The following is a 19,519-nucleotide window of genomic DNA, read 5'->3' as shown; positions in this document are numbered from 1 at the left end:
GCGCATGAGTCCACAAATCGCAACGATCATCGGTCTGGTGATCATGTTCATCGTTGCCACCGCGATGCCGATCAACATGGGCGCCGTCGCCTTCGCGCTGGCCTTCATCATCGGCGGGCTGTGGGTCGACATGGGGGGCAAAGAGGTGCTGGCCGGCTTCCCCGGCGATCTGTTCCTGACCCTGGTCGGCATCACCTATCTGTTCGCCATCGCGCAGAAGAACGGCACCATCGACCTGCTGGTGCACTGGGCAGTGAAAGCGGTGCGCGGCCATATCGTGGCCATTCCGTGGGTGATGTTCGTGATCACCGCGGTCCTCACTGCGTTCGGTGCACTGGGCCCGGCGGCGGTCGCGATCATCGGCCCGGTCGCGCTGCGCTTTGCCAAGCAGTACAACATCAATCCACTGATGATGGGCCTGCTGGTCATCCATGGTGCGCAGGCGGGCGGCTTCTCGCCGATCAGCGTGTACGGCAGCATCACCAATGGCGTGGTGCAGAAAGCCGGGCTGGAAGTGACCGAGATGGCGGTGTTCCTGACCAGTCTGGGCTTCAACTTCATGATGGCGACGATCTGCTTCTTCGCCTTTGGTGGCATCGCCCTGCTGCGCCGTGGCTCGATCACCGCAGCAGGAACGCTCGGCACTGCCGAGCTGGCGATGGCCGGTGGCCCGCAGGCCTCGTCGCGGCAATTCGCGATCGAAGGCCATGGCGCGCTGGTCGCAGCAGGCGGCGGCACGCTCAGCAATGATCCGGCGGCACTGGATGCGGTGAACCTGACCCGCGAGCGGTTGTTCACCCTGATCGGCCTGCTCGGCCTGGGCGTGGCCGCGCTGATCTACAACCTCAACGTCGGCCTGGTCTCGATCACCGTGGCGGTGGCGCTGGCGCTGTTGTCCCCGCAGAGCCAGAAGGGTGCGGTCGATGGCATCAGCTGGTCCACCGTGCTGCTGATCTGCGGCGTGGTGACCTACATCGGCGTGCTGGAACATGCCGGCGCGGTGGACTTCATCGGCAACGGTGTGTCCGACATCGGCATCCCGCTGCTCGGTGCGCTGCTGGTCTGCTACGTCGGCGGCATCGTCTCCGCATTCGCTTCGTCGGCAGCGGTACTCGGCGCGACGATCCCATTGGCGGTGCCGTTCCTGATGCAGGGCCACCTCAGCGCCGCCGGCGTGATCTGCGCGCTGGCGGTGTCATCCACCATCGTCGATGTCAGCCCGTTCTCGACCAATGGCGCACTGGTGGTGGCCTCGGCCGCGAAGGAAGAGCGCGAGACCCTGTTCCGCCGCTTCCTGGTCTACAGCGGCCTGGTGGTTGCGCTCGGACCGCTGCTGGCCTGGCTGGTGTTCGTGGTGCCGGGCTGGATGTAACCGCCCAGCGGGGGTGCCGACCGCTGGCCGGCACTCTCATGAAGCCATCCAGCGATCATGGGTTGCCGGCCAGCGGCCGGCACTACCTGGCGGTACACTTCCACCATGGCCATTGCCCCTGCCCCGCGGTCACCGAAGAAGCGCGCCCCCCTGTACGAAGAGGTGGCCGAACACGTGCGCGAGCGCATCTACGATTACCGGCTGCCGCCGGGAGAATGGATCGACGAGCCCGCGCTGTGCGAAGAACTGGGCATCAGCCGCACGCCGCTGCGCGAGGCGCTGAAGCTGCTGGCCGCCGAAGGCCTGGTGCAGATCGATGCGGGTCGTGGCAGCCGGGTCACGCGACTGACGCTGGAAGACCTCAACCAGCTGTTCCCGGTGATGGCGATGCTGGAAGGCCGCTGCGCGCATGAGGCGGTGAAGCACATCGACGATGCCGGCGTGCAGCAGCTCGAAGACCTGCATGCAGCGATGGAAGCGGCTGCGGCCGAGGGCAACATCGCCGAGTACTACCGCAACAACTACCTGATCCACGAAACCGTGCAGCATTACGCGGGCAACCCCTGGCTGATCCGCATCACCCACGACCTGCACCGCATCCTGAAGATGCATCGTGGCCGTCAGCTGCTGACCCCGGGTCGCACCGCGCAGTCGCTGGCCGAACACCGCGAGCTGATGGAATGCTTCCGCCGCCGCGACGCGCAGGCTGCCGAACGCACCATGGAACGCCATCTGCTGAGCCAGGGCCAGGCACTGGCCGCCTATGTGGCGGCAGGCGGGCTGCTGAACGTACCGGCGCCGTTGCCGACCGAAGGCGGCGGCTGAGCGCACAGGGTTGCCGGCCAGCGGCCGGCACTACCAAGGCGTGACCTCGGCTGGGTAGTGCCGGCAGCTGGCCGGCAACCAGGAACGTCTCATCAATCGCCGCCACCGCAGCTGCCGCCGTCACCCCCACCGCCATCACTGCTGCAGTCGGAGCTGCTGTAGCTGTGATGACTGTGGCTGTCCCCGGAATAGCCGCCGGAAAAATCGGCGGGCCCACCGCCACTGCCATCGCTCCGCGCGGGTGAGCCATCGGCCGTGGCCACTGCCATGCACAGGATCGCGCCGACCAGCGGCAGCAGCCAGACCAGCAGCAGCTGCACCGTCCGGCCGCCCGCCGACAGGCCGTCGCGCTGCGCGATCACCACGGTGGCCACCACGTTCAGGCCCAGCACCAGCAGGACCAGCAGAAGGGTAACGATCAGCATTCGGCGACTCCATGCCTGGACTGGGGGCATTATGGCCTGCCACCCCGGCAATGGCCCTGCCTGTCATGAAGATGGGACAATGTAGGGCGCGCCGGCCTGCCCCGTGGCCGCCGGCGCCCCCCGCACCACACGGAAGAAGAAGAACAACAACATGCTGAAAGTCATTTTCGATACCGACCCGGGCGTCGACGACGCCCTGGCCCTGCTGTACCTGCACAAGCACGCCCAGATCGACCTGATCGGCGTCACCACCACCTTCGGCAATGCCTCGGTGGAGTCGACCACGCACAACGCGCTGTACCTGAAGCAGGCCTGGGGCTTTGCCGCTCCGGTCGCGCGCGGTGCCGGTGGCCCGCTGCAGCCGGAAGCCACCCCGGAAGCCTGGCCGGTGCACATCCATGGCCAAAACGGCCTGGGCAACCACCCGGTGCCGGCCAGCCTGGACGTGGCCGCCGATGCGCGCCCGGCCCATCAGCTGATCATCGACCTGGTCCGCGCCCATCCGGGCGAGGTGACCCTGGTCGCGGTCGGCCGCATGACCAACCTGGCCCTGGCCCTGCAGCAGGCCCCGGACATCGCCGGCCTGGTGCGCGGCGTGGTGATCATGGGTGGCGCCTTCCACGTCAACGGCAACATCACCCCGGCCGCCGAGGCCAACATCTGGGGCGATGCCGAAGCCGCCGACGTGGTGTTCACCGCCAGCTGGCCGGTCACCGCGATCGGTCTGGACGTGACCACCCGCGTGGAAATGGACCGTGACGGCCTGGACACGCTGGCGGCCATCGGCGGTGCCGACGCCGAGCTGGTCCGTGCGCTGTCGCAGGACTACGTAGACTTCTACCTGCAGGCCGGCCACAAGGGTATGGTCGTGCACGACTGCTGCGCGTGCATCGCGCTGACCCGCCCGGAGCTGTTCCAGTTCGAGCGCGCCAGCGTGCGCGTGGCCACCGACGGTGTCGCCCGCGGCATGACCATTCCCAAGCCGGAAGGCCTGGCGTTCGGTCCCAGCGTGTGGGATGGCCACGTGGTGCAGTCGATTGCCATCGGCGTGGATGCGGCCGCGGTACTGGCCGACATCGAGCAGACCCTGAAGGTCTGACCCGCTAGCGCCTGGCCCTGCCCGGGACCGTCTCGGGCAGGGTCCACAGCACCGGCAGCACCAGCACCGCCACCAGCGCGATCATCGCGCCCGGCGCCGCTGCCCAGCCGCTGCGCTCCACCCACCATTGCGCCAGCCAGGGTGTTGCGCCGCCGAAGAAGGCGGTGGCCATGGTCACCCCCAGTGCCAGCCCGCTGACCCGGCCTTCGCCGGGGAACTGTTCAGCCGTGGCAGGGGCCGCGACCGCGCTCACGCCACCGGCCACGCAGGCCAGCAGCACCGCCGCCAGCCCGATGCCCAGCGCCGTCGCCTCCGCCATCCACGCGAACAGGGACAACGGCAGCAGCGCCGCCAGCAGAGTCAGACCCAGCAGCATCGGGCGTCGCCCGACGCGGTCGGACAATGCGCCGCACAGCGGCGTGATCGCAATGACCGCCACTGCCGCAATCGTCGACAGCCACAGTGCATCACCTTCGTCATGACCCTGCGCATGCAGGAATGCCGGCACATAGGTGATGCCGACGTAATAAGTGATCGATCCCAGCGCCGAGATCGCAAACGTGCGCGCTACTGCCAGCGGGTGGTTACGCAATACGTGGCGAAGCGGCGTAGCCGGAATACTACCCTCGCGACGCTGGCGTTCGAACTCCGGCGATTCGTGCATGCCCGAGCGCGCAACCAGGATCACCAGTGCCAGCGCGGCACCGAAGAAGAACGGAATGCGCCAGCCCCAGCTGTCCAGCTGCGCCGTGGGCAGCAGCGCAACCGTAAGCGCCGAGATCGCCACCGCCAGCAGCGCGCCCACCTCGCTGGCCGCCGATGCCAGCGAGGTCACCAGGCCGCGTCGCCGTGCTGGTGCGCTTTCCAGCAGGTACGCCACCACGCCGGTGTACTCACCGCCCACCGAAAATGCCATCACGCAGCGCAGTACCAGCAGCAGCACGCCCGCCGTAGTGCCCGCCGTGGCCGCTGTCGGCAGCAGCGCGGTGGCCAGCATCGCCGCTGCCATCAAGGCCATCGATGCCAGCAGCATCCAACGCCGGCCCAGCCGGTCCCCCAGGTGGCCGAAGCACAGTGCGCCCAGCGGGCGCATCAGGTAGGACACCGCAAAGCCGGCCAGGGTGACCAGCAGCGCCTGCTCGCCACCACCGAAGAACACCCGCGACAGCACCGTGGCGAAGTACAGGTACAAGGTGAAGTCGTACCACTCCACCACCGTGGACAGGCCGGCCACCCACATCGAGCGCTGCCGCTCGGCAGTCATTGCGTGTTCGCCTTCAACAGCCTCGATCCCGGTTGCGCAGGTTCGGGGAGGATGTCACGGCCGGGGTGAAATACCGGTCATCGGCTGTCCGTCGCCTGCATGTACTGGGTTTCATGGCCGGTGAATCGCTCACCGTCAAAGCCGAAGCAGAAGCGGCCTTCCTCGAACACGCGGTAGACCAGCAACGCACCATTGAGGCAGAACTGCTGCTGGTCCACGCCCGTTTCCAGTGTCCCGTAGCCGGCGGCGTCTCCGCCCTTCCCCGCCGGGCCGGTGAAGGCATCGATCGGCAATGGCGTGGCGCGTCCGGTGCGGGTGTCGACCAGCACCAGCGTGCGCTGGAAGTGCTCGGGACGATCATCGACCTGTACCAGCAGATAGTGCTGGTTGAAATTGGGCTTATGATGCTGGAGAGCTTCTTCAATGGCGGCCCGGTGCCGCGCATCGCAGAAGTCGACCGGGCTGTAGCGGTAGCTGCAACCGTCGTGGTCGTAGGGCAGGTTCATGCCGGAATAGCTCACGCCTGCCTGGCTGCTCGCGTCATCTCCCAGCTCCGGCGTGCTGCACAGCAGCCACGAGCGCTGCGCATCTTCAGGATCGGCCATCAGCTTCGGTTCGCGGCCCTGCTCGTAAGACGCGCCGCCCGGAAATTCCTGCCCGAAGCGCTGGCGGACGATGGGACGCGCCTTCTCCAGCGGCAGGCCGATCTTCACGCCACGGAACGAGACGAAGGTCATCGTCGGCAGGATCACCTCCTCCACCGGCAGTCCCTTCCACTGCCCCTGCACGCAGAACGTGGCGATCTCGTTCTCTTCGTCCACCTTGCAGGGCTTCGGCGTATTCGTGGCCAGCCAGGGATGTGCCGGACGCTCGGTCTGCTGATCGATGTACCAGCCGTCCAGCGCACAGGTCGGCAGGGCATCGAGCAGAGGCGAGATGTCTGTTGTTGTGGTCGGCGCGGCAAGTGGCGTGTCGGCAGCGGGGGCGTCGGCCGGTTCGTCTGGTGTGCGCGGGCAGGCCGCCAGCAGCAGTGCGGCGATCAGCAGTGCAGCGTGACGTGGACGCCGGATTGAATGATGCGTTCCCTGCATTGCGTGGTGCTCCCTGGTTTCAACACTCGCTGCGGATGATCGCCGATCCCGGGGTGGTGCAGGAATGCCGTAGATCCACGCCATGCGTGGATGCTCTCGCATCGGGGTCAGATCCCTTTGCTGCGGCAAACGGATCTGACTCCGCCCGTTACCCCGGCAGCTGCAGCTCCGCTCGCAAGCCGCCGCCCTCGCGGTTGTGCAGCCGCAGTGAGCCGCCCAGCGACTGCGCCAGCTGCACCGCGATGGCCAGGCCCAGGCCGGTGCCGCCGGTATCGCGGTTGCGCGAGCTTTCCAGCCGATGGAACGGCGCCAGCACCGCCTGCAGCTGGTTCTCGGGAATGCCCGGGCCACGGTCGGAAATGCTGATCCATACCCTGCCGGCCTCATCGCGGCCCGCACCGATCTCGGCGGCGCCGGCGTAGCGCACTGCGTTGTCGACCAGATTGCCGACCACCCGTCGCAGCGGCTGCGGCCAGGTCTGCACGATCAGCCCAGCGGGTGCACCGCCACTGACCGGTTTGCCCATGTCCTCGTAGTCGCCGACCACGCTGGCCAGGAACGCACCCAGATCCATCGACACCGGCGCGCCACTGGCGACGTGGCTGCTGCGCGCATAGGCCACGCCCTCACGCACCAGTTGACCCAGGTGGTCGAGGTCGGCCAGCAGCCGCTGCTGGGTGCTGTCTTCAGGCAGGGTCTCCGCCCGGAGCTTCATGCGCGTGATGGGGGTCTGCAGGTCGTGCGAGATCGCGGCCAGGATCTGCAGGCGCTCACTGACATGGCCACGAATGCGTGCCTGCAGCGCGTTGAGTGCGGCCGCCGCACCGCCTACTTCCGCAGGACCATCTTCAGGCAGTGCCGGCCCGTCCTTGCCCGGCTGCAGATGCTCCACCGCATGCGACAGCTGCTGCAGCGGGCGCATGGCCAGGCGCACCGCCAACCACGCGCACACCAGCAGCAGCGCCAGCTGCACCAGCAGCACGGCGGGCAGCCAACGTGCCAGCGGCAGGCCCGACGGAGTGACTTCAATGGTCAAGGGTGTGCCGTCGTGCAGGCGCAGTTCCACCTCGAACCGCTCCGGCAGGCGAGCCACCTGGCGCGCCTGCAACGGATAGCGGTGCTGCAGGCTGTCGTCGATGATCGCCGTGACCTGGCGTGCACGATCGGTCTGCAGCCCCGGCCCGGCCGAAGCCGGGCGCAGCAGGTAGCGGTAGGTGCGCCGCTCCAGCCGCGGCACCCAGGCCTCACGCTGCGCCACAGGCAGGTGCTCCAGCAGCGCGACACTCACCGCCACATCCTCGTCGAGGTTGCGCAGCATCATGCTGCGGGTCGACTGGTAGCGTTCGAAGAACAGCAGGCCGAAGGACAGTGCGTGGGCCAGGGCCAGTCCGCCCAGCAACACCAGCAGCAGCCGCGCCGACAGCGTGCGCGGCCAGCGTGGACGGCGTGCGGTGGTGTTCATTCGTCCGGCCCCAGCAACTGCACCGGCACGCTGAACACATAGCCTTCGCTGCGCACGGTCTTGATGTAGGTCGGCTCGCGTGCGTCGTCACCCAGGCGCTGCCGCACGCGGCTGACCAACAGGTCGATCGAGCGGTCGAACAGTTCGGCATCGCGGCCCTGGGTGAGGCTGAGCAGCTGGTCACGGCTGAGCACCCGATTGGCGTGATCGAGGAACACGCGCAACAGGCGGAACTCGGCACCACTGAGCGGATACGCGGTGTCCTGCGCATCCAGCAGATGGCGCGCGGTGGTATCCAGGCGCCAGGCACCGAAGGCCAGTTGGCGACCGGCTTCGCTCACCTGCAGGTTCGGCGGCAGCATCCGGGTGCGACGGATCACCGCGTTGATGCGTGCCAGCAGTTCGCGCGAGGAAAAGGGCTTGGTCACGTAGTCGTCAGCGCCCATTTCCAGGCCGATGATGCGGTCGGTCTCGTCGTCGCGGGCGGTCAGCAGCACCACCGGCACCGCACGATGCTTGCCGGCGCGCAGGTTGCGGCACAGGCTCAGGCCGTCCTCGCCTGGCATCATCACGTCCAGCACCACCAGATCCACGGCATGGGTATCCATCAGCGCGCGCATGGCCCGGCCACCGTCGGCCTGGCTCACGCGCAGGCCGTTGCGTTGCAGGTAGTCGGCCAGCATCTGGCGGATATCGCTGTCATCGTCGACGACCAGGATGTGCGGTACAGGGTTCATTGCGTTCTCGATGAAGGCAGGGGGACAGCGCCGCGCGGCGCGGCCATGGTAGCGCGGCTCAGGGGCTGGCCAGCTGGCGCTGGATCTCGCTTTCGGTACGTGCGTAGTCGCCCTCGCCGTAATGGCGGTAGACCACCCGCCCCTGCCGGTCGAGCAGGTACAGCGCGGGCCAGAAACGGTTGCCCCAGGCGTTCCAGATCCGGTACTGGTTGTCCTGCACCACCGGCCAGGTGATACCCAATCGTGCGATGGCCCTGCGCACGTTGCCGGGCAGCCCTTCATAGGCAAACTCCGGCGTATGCACGCCGATCACCGTCAGGCCCTGCGACCCGTACCGTGCATGCCACTGGTGGACGTATGGCGCCACGTTGAGGCAGTTGCTGCAGGTGTAGGTCCAGAACTCGACCAGCACCACCTGCCCCTGCAACTGCTCCAGTGTGAGCGGTGGGCTGTTGTGCCAGGGCCCGCCACCGTCGAACTCGGCGGCGGGAACGGCCTGTGCCGGCTGCGCATCGGCCCCCGGGCTGGGCCAGGCCATCAACAGCGCAGCCCCACCCAGCAGGCCCATCAGCAAGGGCAGCGCGTACGCACGCAGGGCGGCCATCGCTCAGCCCCCCTGCTCGGCCAGCGGCAGTTCCGCCGGCTTCACCCCTGCCGCTTCCAGGATGCTGTCGGCCACCTGCGCCGGATGCGAAAGCAGCGACACATGGCTACTGCCGATCGATTGCAGCTGTGCACCGATGCGACGTGCGGTCGCGGCCTGCAGTTGCGGCGACAGCATGCGGTCATCGCGGCTGAGCACGTACCAGCTCGGCTTGCTGCGCCACGCCGCAACGTTCACCACCTCGCCCAGCGCGCTGGCCTTCAACGGGACCTGGGTGCTGTACAGCAGCGCAGCCGACTTCTTCATCACGTCCGGCGCGAAGTCCTGGGCGATCGCATCGGCCGGCAATGTCAGGTAACCATCCCTTTCCTGCAGGCGGGCCAAGCCCGGACCGACCGGGAAACCTTCGCCTTGCTGCGCCGAAGACTGCCCTGCATCCGGTGCAAAGGCCGCCACGTACACCAGCGCCTGCACCTTCGGGTCATTGCCCGCCTCGGTGATGACCGTACCGCCCCAGCTGTGGCCGACCAGCACCACCTTGCCGGGTGCAGCGGCAATCGCACGGCGGGTGGCGGCAACATCGTCGGCCAACGAGGTGAGCGGATTCTGTACGGCCACCGCCGGCAGCTTCCAGTCATGCAGGGTACTGATGACCTTGCTCCAGCTGGAGCCATCGGCGAAGGCGCCGTGCACCAGGATGACGGTGGGCGGTGCAGCGGTATCGGCCTGGCTGGCGAAGGCGGGGGCGGCGGCGCCGGCAAGGGCGAGAGCAGCGGCAAGCAACGAGGTACGGATCATGGGTGGCACTCCGGTGTTGGGAGTGGCCATTTCCGCCTGCCGGTGTATCGCCGCTGTTTCTCCGCGGCGCGGAGTTGTACCGGACTGTAGGGCGCAGGCGGGTTTCTACAGTGGGATACATTCGGGTGCCGTGCCTGGCCGGGCGCTACCGGGTGGATATCGCTCCCCGCACGGGGGCGCGCAACGCCCCGATGTGCGTCAACGCATCGTCTTTGTATCTGACTGTACGAAACCCCGACCGCAGCCACAGTCGCTGACAAAACCCCGGGCAACGGCACACGTTGCCGATACCTGCGCCGCCTGAAATGGCCTCCATCGCCCACTGGCCCGCAGGACACCACCATGATCAGCACCGCCTCTTCCGTGTATACCCCCCGCCTGGACGCCGTCGGCCGCTGGCTCTCGCCATTGGCGCTGCGCACCCTGCTGGCCTGGGAGTTCTTTGAATCCGGCCGCGAGAAGCTGGGCGGCCAGAACTGGTTCGCCGACCTGGAAGGTCGCTTCCCATTCCCATTCTCCACCCTGCCCGCATCACTGAACTGGCAGCTGGCCACCTGGCTGGAACTGGTGGGTGCAGTGATGCTGCTGCTCGGCCTGGCCACGCGCTCGGTGGCTTATGTGTTCTGGGTGCTGACCGTGGTCGCCATCGCCGCCGTGCACTGGCCCGACCAATGGAACGGCCTGGGCGAACTCTGGCAGGGCTATGCGATCACCGACCAGGGCTACGGCAACTTCAAGCTGCCGCTGCTGTTCCTGGCCATGCTGCTGCCACTGATCCTCAACGGCGGTGGCGCACTCAGCGTGGACCGACTGCTGGCCGGCTCACAGCACGCCCCCGTTGGCAATGACGGCTTGGGTTGGGGCGTCAGCCTGATCGCCCTGCTGCTGCCGGTTGCCGCGCTGCTGCCCGGCATCGGCTTCGGCGGCGCCCTGCTCGGTGGTGTGCTGCTGGTGGGTTACGTACTGCGCCGTCGCCGCAACGCCTGATCCGCTTCGCCCCTTCACCGCGCTTCTTCCCTTCGTTTCCGTCGCCTTCAAGCGGCGTCCATCCCGCACGCCCCGCGTGCATTCCCAAGGAGTCACCACCATGTCCGTCTCGACCAAGAACACCCTCTCCTCCCGCCTGCCGCGCATCGGTGCCGTCGGCATCGCCCTGGCCGGTGGCCTGCTGCTGGCCGGCCAGGCTGCGGCGATCCAGCCACTGGCGATCAGTGCCGTGGCCATGAGCGCCGCCGCCGAAGGCAAGTGCGGTGAAGGCAAGTGCGGGGCCAACAAGACCGCCACCGGCAAGCCCGCCGGCAAGGCCAAGGTGGCCGAGGGCCAGTGTGGCGAAGGCAAGTGCGGCGACGCCTCGTTTGCCCGCACCGACCGCGACCACGATGGCCGGGTCTCGCGTGCCGAGTTCAACGCCGTGGCCGCCAAGCGTGCCGCCGAGTTCGACCGCATCGACACCGACCACGACGGCTACATCAGCGAGCAGGAAGCGCACGACTACCTGCGCAGCGTCTACACCGCCAACGGCAAGCCGATGCCGAAGGGCCTGTTCTCCCGCGTCGCCGATTGATCGACGTTCAACCGGCGCCGCCTCCGAGGCGGCGCCCTCTCCCTGGAGCAACCGTCATGACCCTGCCCCTGCCTTCCAATGCCGCCGGTCTTGGCCTGCGTCGTGGCCTGATCGACGAACTGCTGGCCATGCCGGCCGGTGCCATCGACTTCCTCGAAGTTTCGCCCGACAACTGGATCGGCGTCGGCGGTGCACACGGTGCAGCGCTGCGCAGGTTGAGCGAACGCCACCCCCTGACCTGCCACGGCCTGTCGCTTTCTTTGGGCGGTCCTGATCCGCTGGACCGCACCCTGCTGGCCCAGACGCGTGCCTTCCTCGACCTGCACCAGGTGCAGCTGTACAGCGAACACCTGAGCTACTGCGCTGCCGGTGGCCACGTCTACGACCTGCTGCCGCTGCCGTTCACCGCCGAGGCCGTTCACCATATCGCCGGTCGCATCGCCCAGGTGCAGGACATGCTGGGCCGACGCATCGCCGTGGAGAACATCTCCTACTACGCCGTTGCCGGCACGGACATGAGCGAGATCGACTTCATCAACGCCGTGCTCGCCGAAGCCGACTGCGACCTGCTGCTGGACGTCAACAACGTTTTCGTCAACGCCTGCAACAATGGTTATGACGCCTTCGAATTCCTGGCCCGCGTGCCGGCCCACCGCGTCGCCTCGCTGCATGTGGCGGGCCACTTCGATGAAGACGATGGCTTCAAGATCGATACCCATGGTGCACCGGTGAAAGGCGTGGTCTGGGCACTGTTGCGCGAGGCCTATGCGCGGGTGGGCGTTCGCCCCACGCTGCTCGAACGCGACTTCAACTTCCCCCCGCTTGCCGAATTGCTGGCCGAGGTCGGGCAGATCCGCCAGGCGCAGGCCGAGGCACGTTGGCCCGAGGTGGCCCATGGCTGAGTCGCTGGCGACCCTGCAACGGCGCTGGGCCGATCATGTGCGCGACCCTGCAAAGACCGCACCCGATGGCATCGAGGCGCGGCGGATGGCGGTCTACCGCCGCCTGTGCATCGACAGCTTGGACACCCTGCTGGCCAGCAGCCTGCCGCGACTGCAGCAACAGTTGGGCACGTCGCGCTGGCGCGACATCGTGGAGCACTACTACGCCAGCCACATCTGTCACACCCCGTTGTTCCCACGGATCGCCGGCGAGTTCGCGGCCTGGCTGGCAGTGCAGGACACGCTGGCACTGCCGGGCTGGGCAGCAGAACTGGCGCACTACGAGAGCACGCAGCAGTCGCTGCACATTGAAACGCGTGACGGCGGGCGGCCGCTGCAGCGCGCTCCCGTAGGCAATGATGTGCTGGCGGTTTCGCCGTTGGTGCGGGTGCTTGGCTACCAGTGGCCAGTACATGAGGACGGGGCGCTGGAGCCGGTGTTGAGCACGGCTCCCACGCTGCTGGTGATCCAGCGCCTCGCCGATTTCAGCCTGCAGACCGAGGAACTGTCACCGCCGGCCTACGCGCTGCTGTCGGTGTTCGGTGACGACAGCGCGTCGGTGGATGAAGCACTGCAGCTGCTGTCCGAAACACATGGCGAGGCAGCGGACGCATTGCGCATTGCCTGCGTGCCTGTTCTGGGCGAGCTGTGCGCGGCGGGCGTGCTGGTCGCATTGCCTGCTTTCTGAGATTGCCGGCCAGCGGCCGGCACTACCGCCCCCCTACTTCGAGGTCTCACCATGGCTGCATCCAATACTCCCTTCCTGCACGGCTGGCGCCTGTTCGTGTCCGTGGCGGTGGTCCTGATCGCCTTCGCGCTGGCGGCCTTCGCCCTGTATCCCGATGCGGCCGAAGGCATCCGAGCCGCGATCCGGGTCACTGCACGCACATCGTTCCTGTTGTTCCTGGCAGCGTTCACGGCATCGTCGTTCGCCAGCCTGCTGCCCAGCCCGTTCACCCGGTTCCTGCTGCGCGAACGGCGCATCATCGGCCTGTCCTTCGCGTTCTCGCACCTGCTGCATGCCATCGCCATCACCAGTTTCGGCATCCTCAACCCGGCATTCTGGCCAGCACGCTCAGCGCTGGCCAACCTCCCGGGCACGGTGGGCTACATCGCCATCCTGGCGCTGGCCATCACCTCGCATCGGGGGCTCGCCCGGCGCATGGGACCCACGGCCTGGCGTCGCCTGCACGTCACCGGCATGTGGATCATCGCGGCGGTTTTCACCTACTCGTACTTCAAGCGCGTGCCGGGCAACTTCTGGTATGCGGTGCCGTCGGCGCTGCTGTTCACCGCCTTCGTGGTGCGCTGGATCGCCAAGCGGGCGCAAGCGCTGCGTCGAAGTGCGCATGCGCGGCCGCCGCTGCGAGCGGCCTGACGGGCCGGGGTCAGATCCCTTTGCCAAAGGCGAAGGGATCTGACCCCATCATGTCGTCCCCATCAGCCGTCACGTGTGGCGCGATAGGCAGCGTAGGCATCGAGGATCTTCTGCATCCGGGCCTGCTGCTTCACACCCATCGGTGCCCGCTGCACGCGCTTCAGCAGCGTCTTCCACATATATCCGGAACGGAAGAAGTACGGGCGCACCTCAAGGAAGGTCAGCACGACATCCACCGTATCTGGATCGCGTTCGGCAAGTTGCTTCAGCGCGTTGGCGTAGCCCCCCGGGAAAGCAAGCTGTTCATAGCGCTGGTTGTATTCCGCGCAGGCTGCCACGTGCCGCTGCATTGCTTCCGGGCCACGCCAGCGCGCGCCAGCGGCTTCGCGGATGGCTTGGCGCAGCCGATTGATCTCGTCCGCATTGGCGCGGATAAGACGTTCCATGGGTGCGCGGGGATGGGACATGGTTCCTTCCATTTGGTTTGTCAGGGGTCAGATCCATTTCCCGCAGGCAAAGGGCTCTGACCCCACTTCAGGTCACGGGGCGCGGCGCAGGGTGATCAGGGTGATCTCCGAAGGAACGCCGATGCGTGCCGGGAAACCGGCCCACAGGCCGGCGCCATTGCTCACGTACAGTGTCATGCCATCCACCTCGTAGCGGCCGGACACAAAACCGCCATTGGCGCGCTTCACCAGCTGGTCCATGCCGATGATCTGGCCGCCATGTGTATGCCCGGACAACTGCAGCTTTACCCCACGCGCGGCCGCCTCGCGTGCGTTGCGCGGGCGATGGTCGAGCAGGATCACCGGCGCGCCCGGATCAGCACCGGCCAGCGCGGCCTCCAGGTCCGGCAGCGGCAGACCGTAGCGTGCGGCCACCGGATCGGTGACACCGGCGATGGTCAGCGCCGCATCGCCGCGCCGCACCTGCAGGTGGCTGTTCTCCAGCACCTGCATGTGCAGTGCGCGGAACGCCTGCATCCACTCCTGGTACTGCGCGTAGTACTCGTGATTGCCGGTGATGGCAATGACGCCATCCGGCGCCTGCAGGTCGGCCAACGGACGCGCGTCGTCGCGACGGGCCTCGACACTGCCGTCGATCAGATCGCCAGTGATCACGATCAGGTCCGGCTTCAGTGCGTTGCTCTCCTCCACCACCCTGCGCACCCAGTCGCCGGTCAGCAGGCGGCTGGCATGGATGTCGGTCAGCTGCAGCACGCGATAGCCGTCGAACCCGGCCGGCAACCCGGCGATGCTCACCTCGATGTGCCTGGGCTTGGGCACCGCCATTCCCTGGCTGACGCCATAGGCGCTGACCAGCAGCGCCAGCACACCCGCCGCCGGGCGCAGCTTCGGCGCGCGCAACGCCGATACAGCACGTGGCCTGCGCAGGATGCGCGACACCAACAGGCCGGCGTCCAGCACCAGCAGGAACAGCGCCAGCAGCAGTACAGCAGTCGAACCCGTGGCCAACGAGGCGATGGCCAGCTTCGGGATTTCCGGCGAGGCCATCGTGCCCCAGAACATGGCGACGATGCGCAGCTGCACGGCAACGCTCACCAACAGCAGCGACAGCACGACCTTCATCCAGATGGGCATGCGTAGTGGCCAGAACAGGCGCCAGGCCACGTACAGGCCCATCAACAAACCGATCGTACTCAGCACTGCAACCATCCTGGAAAGAAAGCGGGCCCGCCATGGTGACGGTTGCCGGCAGTGTTGTGTAGAGCCGGGCCCGTACCCGGCTGCTCAGGAAGCAGTCGAGCATGGCTCGACTCTACAGAGGGCCAGTCGAGCATGGCTCGACTCTACGAAAGCCCGATGCGTTCCACCCGCAGGCGGGCGATGCGACGCTTCTCCATTGCCAGTACGGTGATGCGTACATCCGCAATCTCCACCGTGTCACCGATGTCCGGCAGGCGACCCAACTGCTCCAGTACCAGTCCGGAGATGGTCATGTAGTCGGCACTGCGCGGCAGCGACACGCCGGCCAGGCGCTGCAGGTCGTCCAGGGTCAGCGCACCGTCGGCCTCCCACTGGTTCTCGCCCTGCGCCTCCACGCCATAGCGCTCGTCCTGGGTGTCGACCAGGTCACCGGCAATGGCCGCCAGCAGATCGTTGGCGGTCACCAGACCTTCCACACTGCCGTACTCGTCCACCGCTACCGCCAACGGCACCGGGTGCTGGCGGATCAGTTCCAGCGCCTGCAGTGCGCTGGCGCTGGACAGCACGTACTGCGGCTCGCGCAGGTTGCCCTCCAGCTGCAGCGGCCTGCCCTGCAGCAGGTCGGCCAGAAGGTCGCGGCTCTGCACCACGCCGCGCAGGCTGTCCAGGTCACCATCGCCGACCAGCAGGCGGGTGTGCGGCGATGCCACCAAGCGTGCCACCACATCCTCCTGCCCACGTGCCAGGTCGATCCACTGCACGTCGGCACGCACGGTCATCACGCTCGACACCGGGCGATCAGCCAGGCCCAGCACGCTGCGGATCATCTCGTGCTCGGCCGGTTGCAACCGATCTTCGGCATCGACGTGTTCGTCAGCGTTTTCGTCGTCGTGGCCATTGGCCGGGCGCGCGCCCAGCATGCGCAGCACGGCGTCGGCGGTACGCTGGCGGAACGGCTGGCGACGCTCGTTGCGCTCGCGATTGAAGCGCACCCACTGGTTGAAGGCTTCAACCAGGATCGAGAAGGCGATCGCCGCGTACAGATAACCCTTCGGGATCTTGTAGCCCAGGCCTTCGGCCACCAGGCTGAAACCGATCATCAACAGGAAGCCCAGGCACAGCACCACCACCGTGGGATGCTTGTTCACGAAGCGGGTCAGCGGCTTGCTGGCCACCAGCATCAGCGCCATCGCGATGGTCACCGCGGCGTACATAACGCCCAGGTTGTCGACCATGCCGACCGCGGTGATCACCGAGTCCAGCGAGAACACCGCGTCGAGCACCACGATCTGAGCCACCACCATCGCGAAGCTGGCGTAGACCTTCTTGCCATCCTCGTGATGCTCGCGGCCCTCCAGCCGCTCGTGCAGTTCCATCGTGCCCTTGAACAGCAGGAACAGACCACCGCCCAGCAGGATCAGGTCACGCCCGGAGAAGCTGTGGTCGAACAGCGTGAGCAGCGGTTCGGTCAACTTCATGATCCATGCCAGCGCGGCCAGCAGCACCAGCCGCATCAGCAGGGCCAGCGCCAGGCCGATCACCCGCGCGCGGTCACGCTGGTGCGGCGGCAGTTTGTCGGCCAGGATCGCGATGAACACCAGGTTGTCGATGCCGAGAACGATCTCCAGCACGACCAGGGTTGCAAGGCCCATCCATATCGAGGGGTCAGCCAACCATTCCATTTCAGGTCCGTTTCGTCAGTAGGTAAGGGAAAAGGGGAAACACTCAGTCAGCCTCCTGCGCCTGCGCCGGGTCATGCCCGAGCAGGTCACCGGGCGTGCACTGCAGCTCACGGCAGATCGCATCAAGTGTGGAAAAGCGGATGGCGCGCGCCTTGCCGGTTTTCAGGATCGACAGGTTGGCCAGGGTGATGTCGATGCGCCCGGCCAGCTCGGACAGGGTCATGCCCCGTTCCTGCAGCATGCGGTCCAGGGTGATGACAATCGCCATCAGATGACACCGTCGAGGTCATCGCGCATTGCCGCACCCACGGCAAATACGCGTGCCAGCACGAACAGCATCAGCACCGCGACCAGACCGGTGATCGACATGCCGCCGCCCACCTCCATCCAGGTGAAGTCCGGGCCCATCCAGGCGGCGTAGGCGCCGATCAGGATCGACAGCACCTCCATCGACAGCATCAGCCAGGCCATGCGCTGCAGGCGCTGTGCATTGGCGTGGGTGAACGGCCGCTCGCGCGCCGCCGACTTCAACAGCCGCAGCAGGTGGCGCAGGAACATCAGGCACAGCACCAGCAGCGCGACGATCGCGCCCAGGCCCAGGCAGAAATGCAGGAACAGGTCGCTGCCATGCACGGCAGCAGCATCAGCGTCGTGCATGCTGTCGAGCAGCCAGCTGCGGTCGTGGGCGACCAGCGGCACGGCCAGCAGTGCGGCCAGGATGCCCAGCCAGCACATCGCCCGCACCGCCTGTACGGCGGCCTGGGCCAGGGTGAACAAGCCTCGCGCGGGTCTGGCGCGGGCGGGACGAGCGGTCAAGCGGCCTCCGGCATTGGGGTGGCCTCGCCGCCCCGGGTGGATTTATCGATAAACGATATACCACTTGCCGCGTGAAAGGCTGAATCGCGAGCGTGGGCCCTTCAGGGCTCAGGCGCGCCCTGCGCCAGCATCGCTTCGCCCGGGGCCGCCGAGGCCATCGCCTGCACGCCGGCTTCGGCCGCCTGCCGTGTGACCAGGCGGAATCGCACCTGCAGCTTGCCCTGCCCCGGCGTGGCCCAGCCGTACTGGATGGCCACCTGATCGGCCGACAGCGGCCCACGCCCTGGCAGCGACCGCACCTGCAACGGCTTCGGTGCGGCCTGCACCAACCGGGCGAATCCCTTCTGCACGACCGCCGCGTCGGCCTTTTCGGCGTAGACCGTACACGTGCCATCGTCAGCCCAGCTCACCGCATAGCGGCCACTGGCCAGAGGCACCATCCAGGCCACGCCCGATTGCCCCTGCAACAGCGTCGCGGCTTCGGCGGGCTGCAACGGCGACAGCCCATTGGATTCCATCAGCGACTGCAACCGCGCCGGGGCACCGATGTGCTGCATGCAGGCAGTATCGAACAGCTCGCTGAAGGGATCCTGCGCCGGAGCCTTGGTCTTGGCAATACGCGCGGGTTGCGCCACCGCCAGGGTGGGCAGCAGGGCCAAAGCCAGCCAGAACACAGGACGCATCGGGATTCCACGCTACGGAAAACAGCAGGGAGGATGGCAAAGCCCGGGCGCCACGCGCAATGGGTCATGGCTTGACATGCGTAGATGACGCCCCCGGGTGCACCGATGATGCCGGCCAGCGGCCGGCACTACCGGGTGCTGTAGCGGTAGACCAGATCATCCGCATCGCTGCGCGCGGCGTTCGCATCCAGCACCCCGCCCAGGCGCCGCGCGACGGCCTGCGATGCCAGGTTGCCCGGCGCCATGTAGCTGACCAGCGTCGGCAGCCGCACCACCACGAACGCCCAATCGCGTAGTGCACCGGCCGCTTCAGTGGCAAAGCCCTGCCCTTCATGGCCGTCGTACAGCAACCAGCCCAGCTCCTTTTCAGGAAACAGTGGGCCATGATTGATCCCGACCTGGCCGATGCAGGCTCCCGTATCGGCACGCTCGATCATCAACGCGCCATGGCCGAACAGATGCCAGCTGGCGAGGTCATGGCAGAACTGCCCCCACGCCGCCACCTCACCGAACGGCCCGCCCATGCCCCGCGCACGCTGCGAGGCCAGGAACGCGGCATAGACGCCGAAGTCATCCAGCTGCTGTGGACGCAGCCGCAGGCGCACGGTGTGCAGGGTTGGAATCTCAAGCACGACGGCGCACAGGATCAGTACACGGCCAGGTGGCCACAACCGCGGCGCTGTGGCTGCCCTTCCATCGTCACCTGCACGCTGGCCAGGGTATCCACACCTTCGGCAGTGCGGCACGACTCACGCTTGATCTCGACGATGGCGGGCTGCTGGCCAAGCTCGCCGTTGAGCACGATCAGCGAGCTCGGTGCATCGGCCGGCTGCCCCGGATAGCGCAGCGTGCCCTTGAGGGTACGGCCGTCAGCGCTGAGGCTGGCATCGTGGTTGCCCTGGCCGGTGGAGGCGATCTCAATGCTCCAACCCGCACCGCCGGCGGTGAAAGCCGGCACCGGGCTCAGGTCGGCGGCAACCGAGGGGGTGGCGTGGCGCATCCGCAGCGGTCTGCGACGAAGTGGAGGTACAGCCGGCCAGCATCCCGGCCAGCAGCGCTGCAGCAACGACGGGGCGAACGGTCATGATGCACTCCTGCCAGATGGTCGAAG

General features: G+C 67.2%; 23 protein-coding genes. 8 read left to right on the top strand and 15 right to left on the bottom strand.

Translation table 11 applies throughout. The annotated features are described in order from the left end of the window. Window positions 1-4: 4 nt before the first annotated feature. Both ACZLHH_RS05725 and ACZLHH_RS05720 read left to right on the top strand, forming a co-directional pair. The gene (locus ACZLHH_RS05725) at window positions 5-1,372 is read left to right on the top strand and encodes an SLC13 family permease (protein WP_049443775.1); all 1,368 of its coding nucleotides are present in this window, start codon (window positions 5-7) and stop codon (window positions 1,370-1,372) included. A 105-nt stretch (window positions 1,373-1,477) separates the two neighbouring features. Further along, complete coding sequence (locus tag ACZLHH_RS05720) at window positions 1,478-2,197, top strand: GntR family transcriptional regulator (RefSeq protein WP_012510388.1); 720 nt, start codon at window positions 1,478-1,480, stop codon at window positions 2,195-2,197. A 92-nt stretch (window positions 2,198-2,289) separates the two neighbouring features. Here ACZLHH_RS05720 and ACZLHH_RS05715 read toward each other — a convergent pair whose 3' ends face one another. Further along, a complete protein-coding gene (locus tag ACZLHH_RS05715; protein WP_049461791.1) occupies window positions 2,290-2,622 on the bottom strand; it encodes a hypothetical protein in 333 nt (110 codons plus the stop codon). Between the two features lie 151 nt (window positions 2,623-2,773). On the opposite strand from ACZLHH_RS05715, the gene ACZLHH_RS05710 reads away from it, so the two are divergent. Beyond that, window positions 2,774-3,721, top strand: coding sequence for a nucleoside hydrolase (locus ACZLHH_RS05710; RefSeq protein ID WP_049461808.1), 948 nt, complete (start codon window positions 2,774-2,776; stop codon window positions 3,719-3,721). A gap of 4 nt (window positions 3,722-3,725) precedes the next feature. On the opposite strand, the gene ACZLHH_RS05705 is transcribed toward ACZLHH_RS05710, so the two are convergent. From ACZLHH_RS05705 to ACZLHH_RS05680, 6 genes are all read right to left on the bottom strand, one after another. After that, window positions 3,726-4,985, bottom strand: coding sequence for an MFS transporter (locus ACZLHH_RS05705; protein ID WP_032127623.1), 1,260 nt, complete (start codon window positions 4,983-4,985; stop codon window positions 3,726-3,728). A 77-nt stretch (window positions 4,986-5,062) separates the two neighbouring features. Beyond that, a complete protein-coding gene (locus ACZLHH_RS05700) occupies window positions 5,063-6,076 on the bottom strand; it encodes a hypothetical protein (protein ID WP_049461792.1) in 1,014 nt (337 codons plus the stop codon). Window positions 6,077-6,224: 148 nt separating this feature from the next. Then, window positions 6,225-7,538: a sensor histidine kinase gene (locus ACZLHH_RS05695; RefSeq protein ID WP_049461793.1), complete on the bottom strand. Its 1,314-nt coding sequence runs from the start codon at window positions 7,536-7,538 to the stop codon at window positions 6,225-6,227. After that, window positions 7,535-8,275: a response regulator gene (locus ACZLHH_RS05690; RefSeq protein WP_049461794.1), complete on the bottom strand. Its 741-nt coding sequence runs from the start codon at window positions 8,273-8,275 to the stop codon at window positions 7,535-7,537. The genes ACZLHH_RS05695 and ACZLHH_RS05690 overlap by 4 nt, the downstream gene beginning before the upstream one ends. 58 nt (window positions 8,276-8,333) lie before the next feature. Beyond that, the gene (locus tag ACZLHH_RS05685; protein ID WP_049461795.1) at window positions 8,334-8,879 is read right to left on the bottom strand and encodes a redoxin family protein; all 546 of its coding nucleotides are present in this window, start codon (window positions 8,877-8,879) and stop codon (window positions 8,334-8,336) included. A 3-nt stretch (window positions 8,880-8,882) separates the two neighbouring features. Then, window positions 8,883-9,677, bottom strand: a complete 795-nt coding sequence (locus ACZLHH_RS05680; RefSeq protein WP_049461796.1) for an alpha/beta fold hydrolase — start codon at window positions 9,675-9,677, stop codon at window positions 8,883-8,885. Between the two features lie 342 nt (window positions 9,678-10,019). On the opposite strand from ACZLHH_RS05680, the gene ACZLHH_RS05675 reads away from it, so the two are divergent. From ACZLHH_RS05675 to ACZLHH_RS05655, 5 genes are all read left to right on the top strand, one after another. Further along, entirely contained in the window at window positions 10,020-10,664 is a 645-nt protein-coding gene (locus tag ACZLHH_RS05675) for an HvfX family Cu-binding RiPP maturation protein (protein ID WP_049461797.1), read from the top strand. A gap of 100 nt (window positions 10,665-10,764) precedes the next feature. Next, complete coding sequence (locus ACZLHH_RS05670; RefSeq protein ID WP_049422760.1) at window positions 10,765-11,241, top strand: HvfA family oxazolone/thioamide-modified RiPP metallophore; 477 nt, start codon at window positions 10,765-10,767, stop codon at window positions 11,239-11,241. Between the two features lie 56 nt (window positions 11,242-11,297). Next, entirely contained in the window at window positions 11,298-12,143 is an 846-nt protein-coding gene (locus ACZLHH_RS05665; protein ID WP_049461798.1) for an HvfB family MNIO-type RiPP peptide maturase, read from the top strand. Continuing rightward, window positions 12,136-12,870, top strand: coding sequence for an HvfC family RiPP maturation protein (locus ACZLHH_RS05660; RefSeq protein ID WP_049461799.1), 735 nt, complete (start codon window positions 12,136-12,138; stop codon window positions 12,868-12,870). Before ACZLHH_RS05665 ends, ACZLHH_RS05660 begins: the two co-directional genes overlap by 8 nt. A 51-nt stretch (window positions 12,871-12,921) precedes the next feature. Further along, complete coding sequence (locus tag ACZLHH_RS05655) at window positions 12,922-13,560, top strand: ferric reductase-like transmembrane domain-containing protein (RefSeq protein WP_049461800.1); 639 nt, start codon at window positions 12,922-12,924, stop codon at window positions 13,558-13,560. 62 nt (window positions 13,561-13,622) lie between these two features. On the opposite strand, the gene ACZLHH_RS05650 is transcribed toward ACZLHH_RS05655, so the two are convergent. From ACZLHH_RS05650 to ACZLHH_RS05615, 8 genes are all read right to left on the bottom strand, one after another. Next, a complete protein-coding gene (locus ACZLHH_RS05650) occupies window positions 13,623-14,027 on the bottom strand; it encodes a hypothetical protein (RefSeq protein ID WP_049461801.1) in 405 nt (134 codons plus the stop codon). 72 nt (window positions 14,028-14,099) lie between these two features. Next, window positions 14,100-15,236, bottom strand: coding sequence for a metallophosphoesterase (locus tag ACZLHH_RS05645; RefSeq protein ID WP_049461802.1), 1,137 nt, complete (start codon window positions 15,234-15,236; stop codon window positions 14,100-14,102). A 134-nt stretch (window positions 15,237-15,370) separates the two neighbouring features. Then, a complete protein-coding gene (locus tag ACZLHH_RS05640; protein WP_049461803.1) occupies window positions 15,371-16,909 on the bottom strand; it encodes a TerC family protein in 1,539 nt (512 codons plus the stop codon). Between the two features lie 43 nt (window positions 16,910-16,952). Beyond that, window positions 16,953-17,177: a helix-turn-helix domain-containing protein gene (locus ACZLHH_RS05635; protein ID WP_032127628.1), complete on the bottom strand. Its 225-nt coding sequence runs from the start codon at window positions 17,175-17,177 to the stop codon at window positions 16,953-16,955. After that, a complete protein-coding gene (locus ACZLHH_RS05630) occupies window positions 17,177-17,644 on the bottom strand; it encodes a DUF2975 domain-containing protein (protein ID WP_049461809.1) in 468 nt (155 codons plus the stop codon). Before ACZLHH_RS05630 ends, ACZLHH_RS05635 begins: the two co-directional genes overlap by 1 nt. A gap of 182 nt (window positions 17,645-17,826) precedes the next feature. Beyond that, complete coding sequence (locus ACZLHH_RS05625; protein ID WP_049461804.1) at window positions 17,827-18,408, bottom strand: NMCC_0638 family (lipo)protein; 582 nt, start codon at window positions 18,406-18,408, stop codon at window positions 17,827-17,829. Window positions 18,409-18,536: 128 nt separating this feature from the next. After that, window positions 18,537-19,040 (bottom strand): GNAT family N-acetyltransferase, encoded by a 504-nt coding sequence (locus tag ACZLHH_RS05620; protein ID WP_049461810.1) that lies wholly within the window; start codon window positions 19,038-19,040, stop codon window positions 18,537-18,539. Between the two features lie 14 nt (window positions 19,041-19,054). Next, window positions 19,055-19,408, bottom strand: coding sequence for a hypothetical protein (locus ACZLHH_RS05615; RefSeq protein WP_239684299.1), 354 nt, complete (start codon window positions 19,406-19,408; stop codon window positions 19,055-19,057). Between the last annotated feature and the right edge of the window lie 111 nt (window positions 19,409-19,519).

This window comes from Stenotrophomonas sp. 28608_Sma, from assembly GCF_056486185.1.
This window is presented reverse-complemented; position numbering and strand designations above follow the sequence as displayed.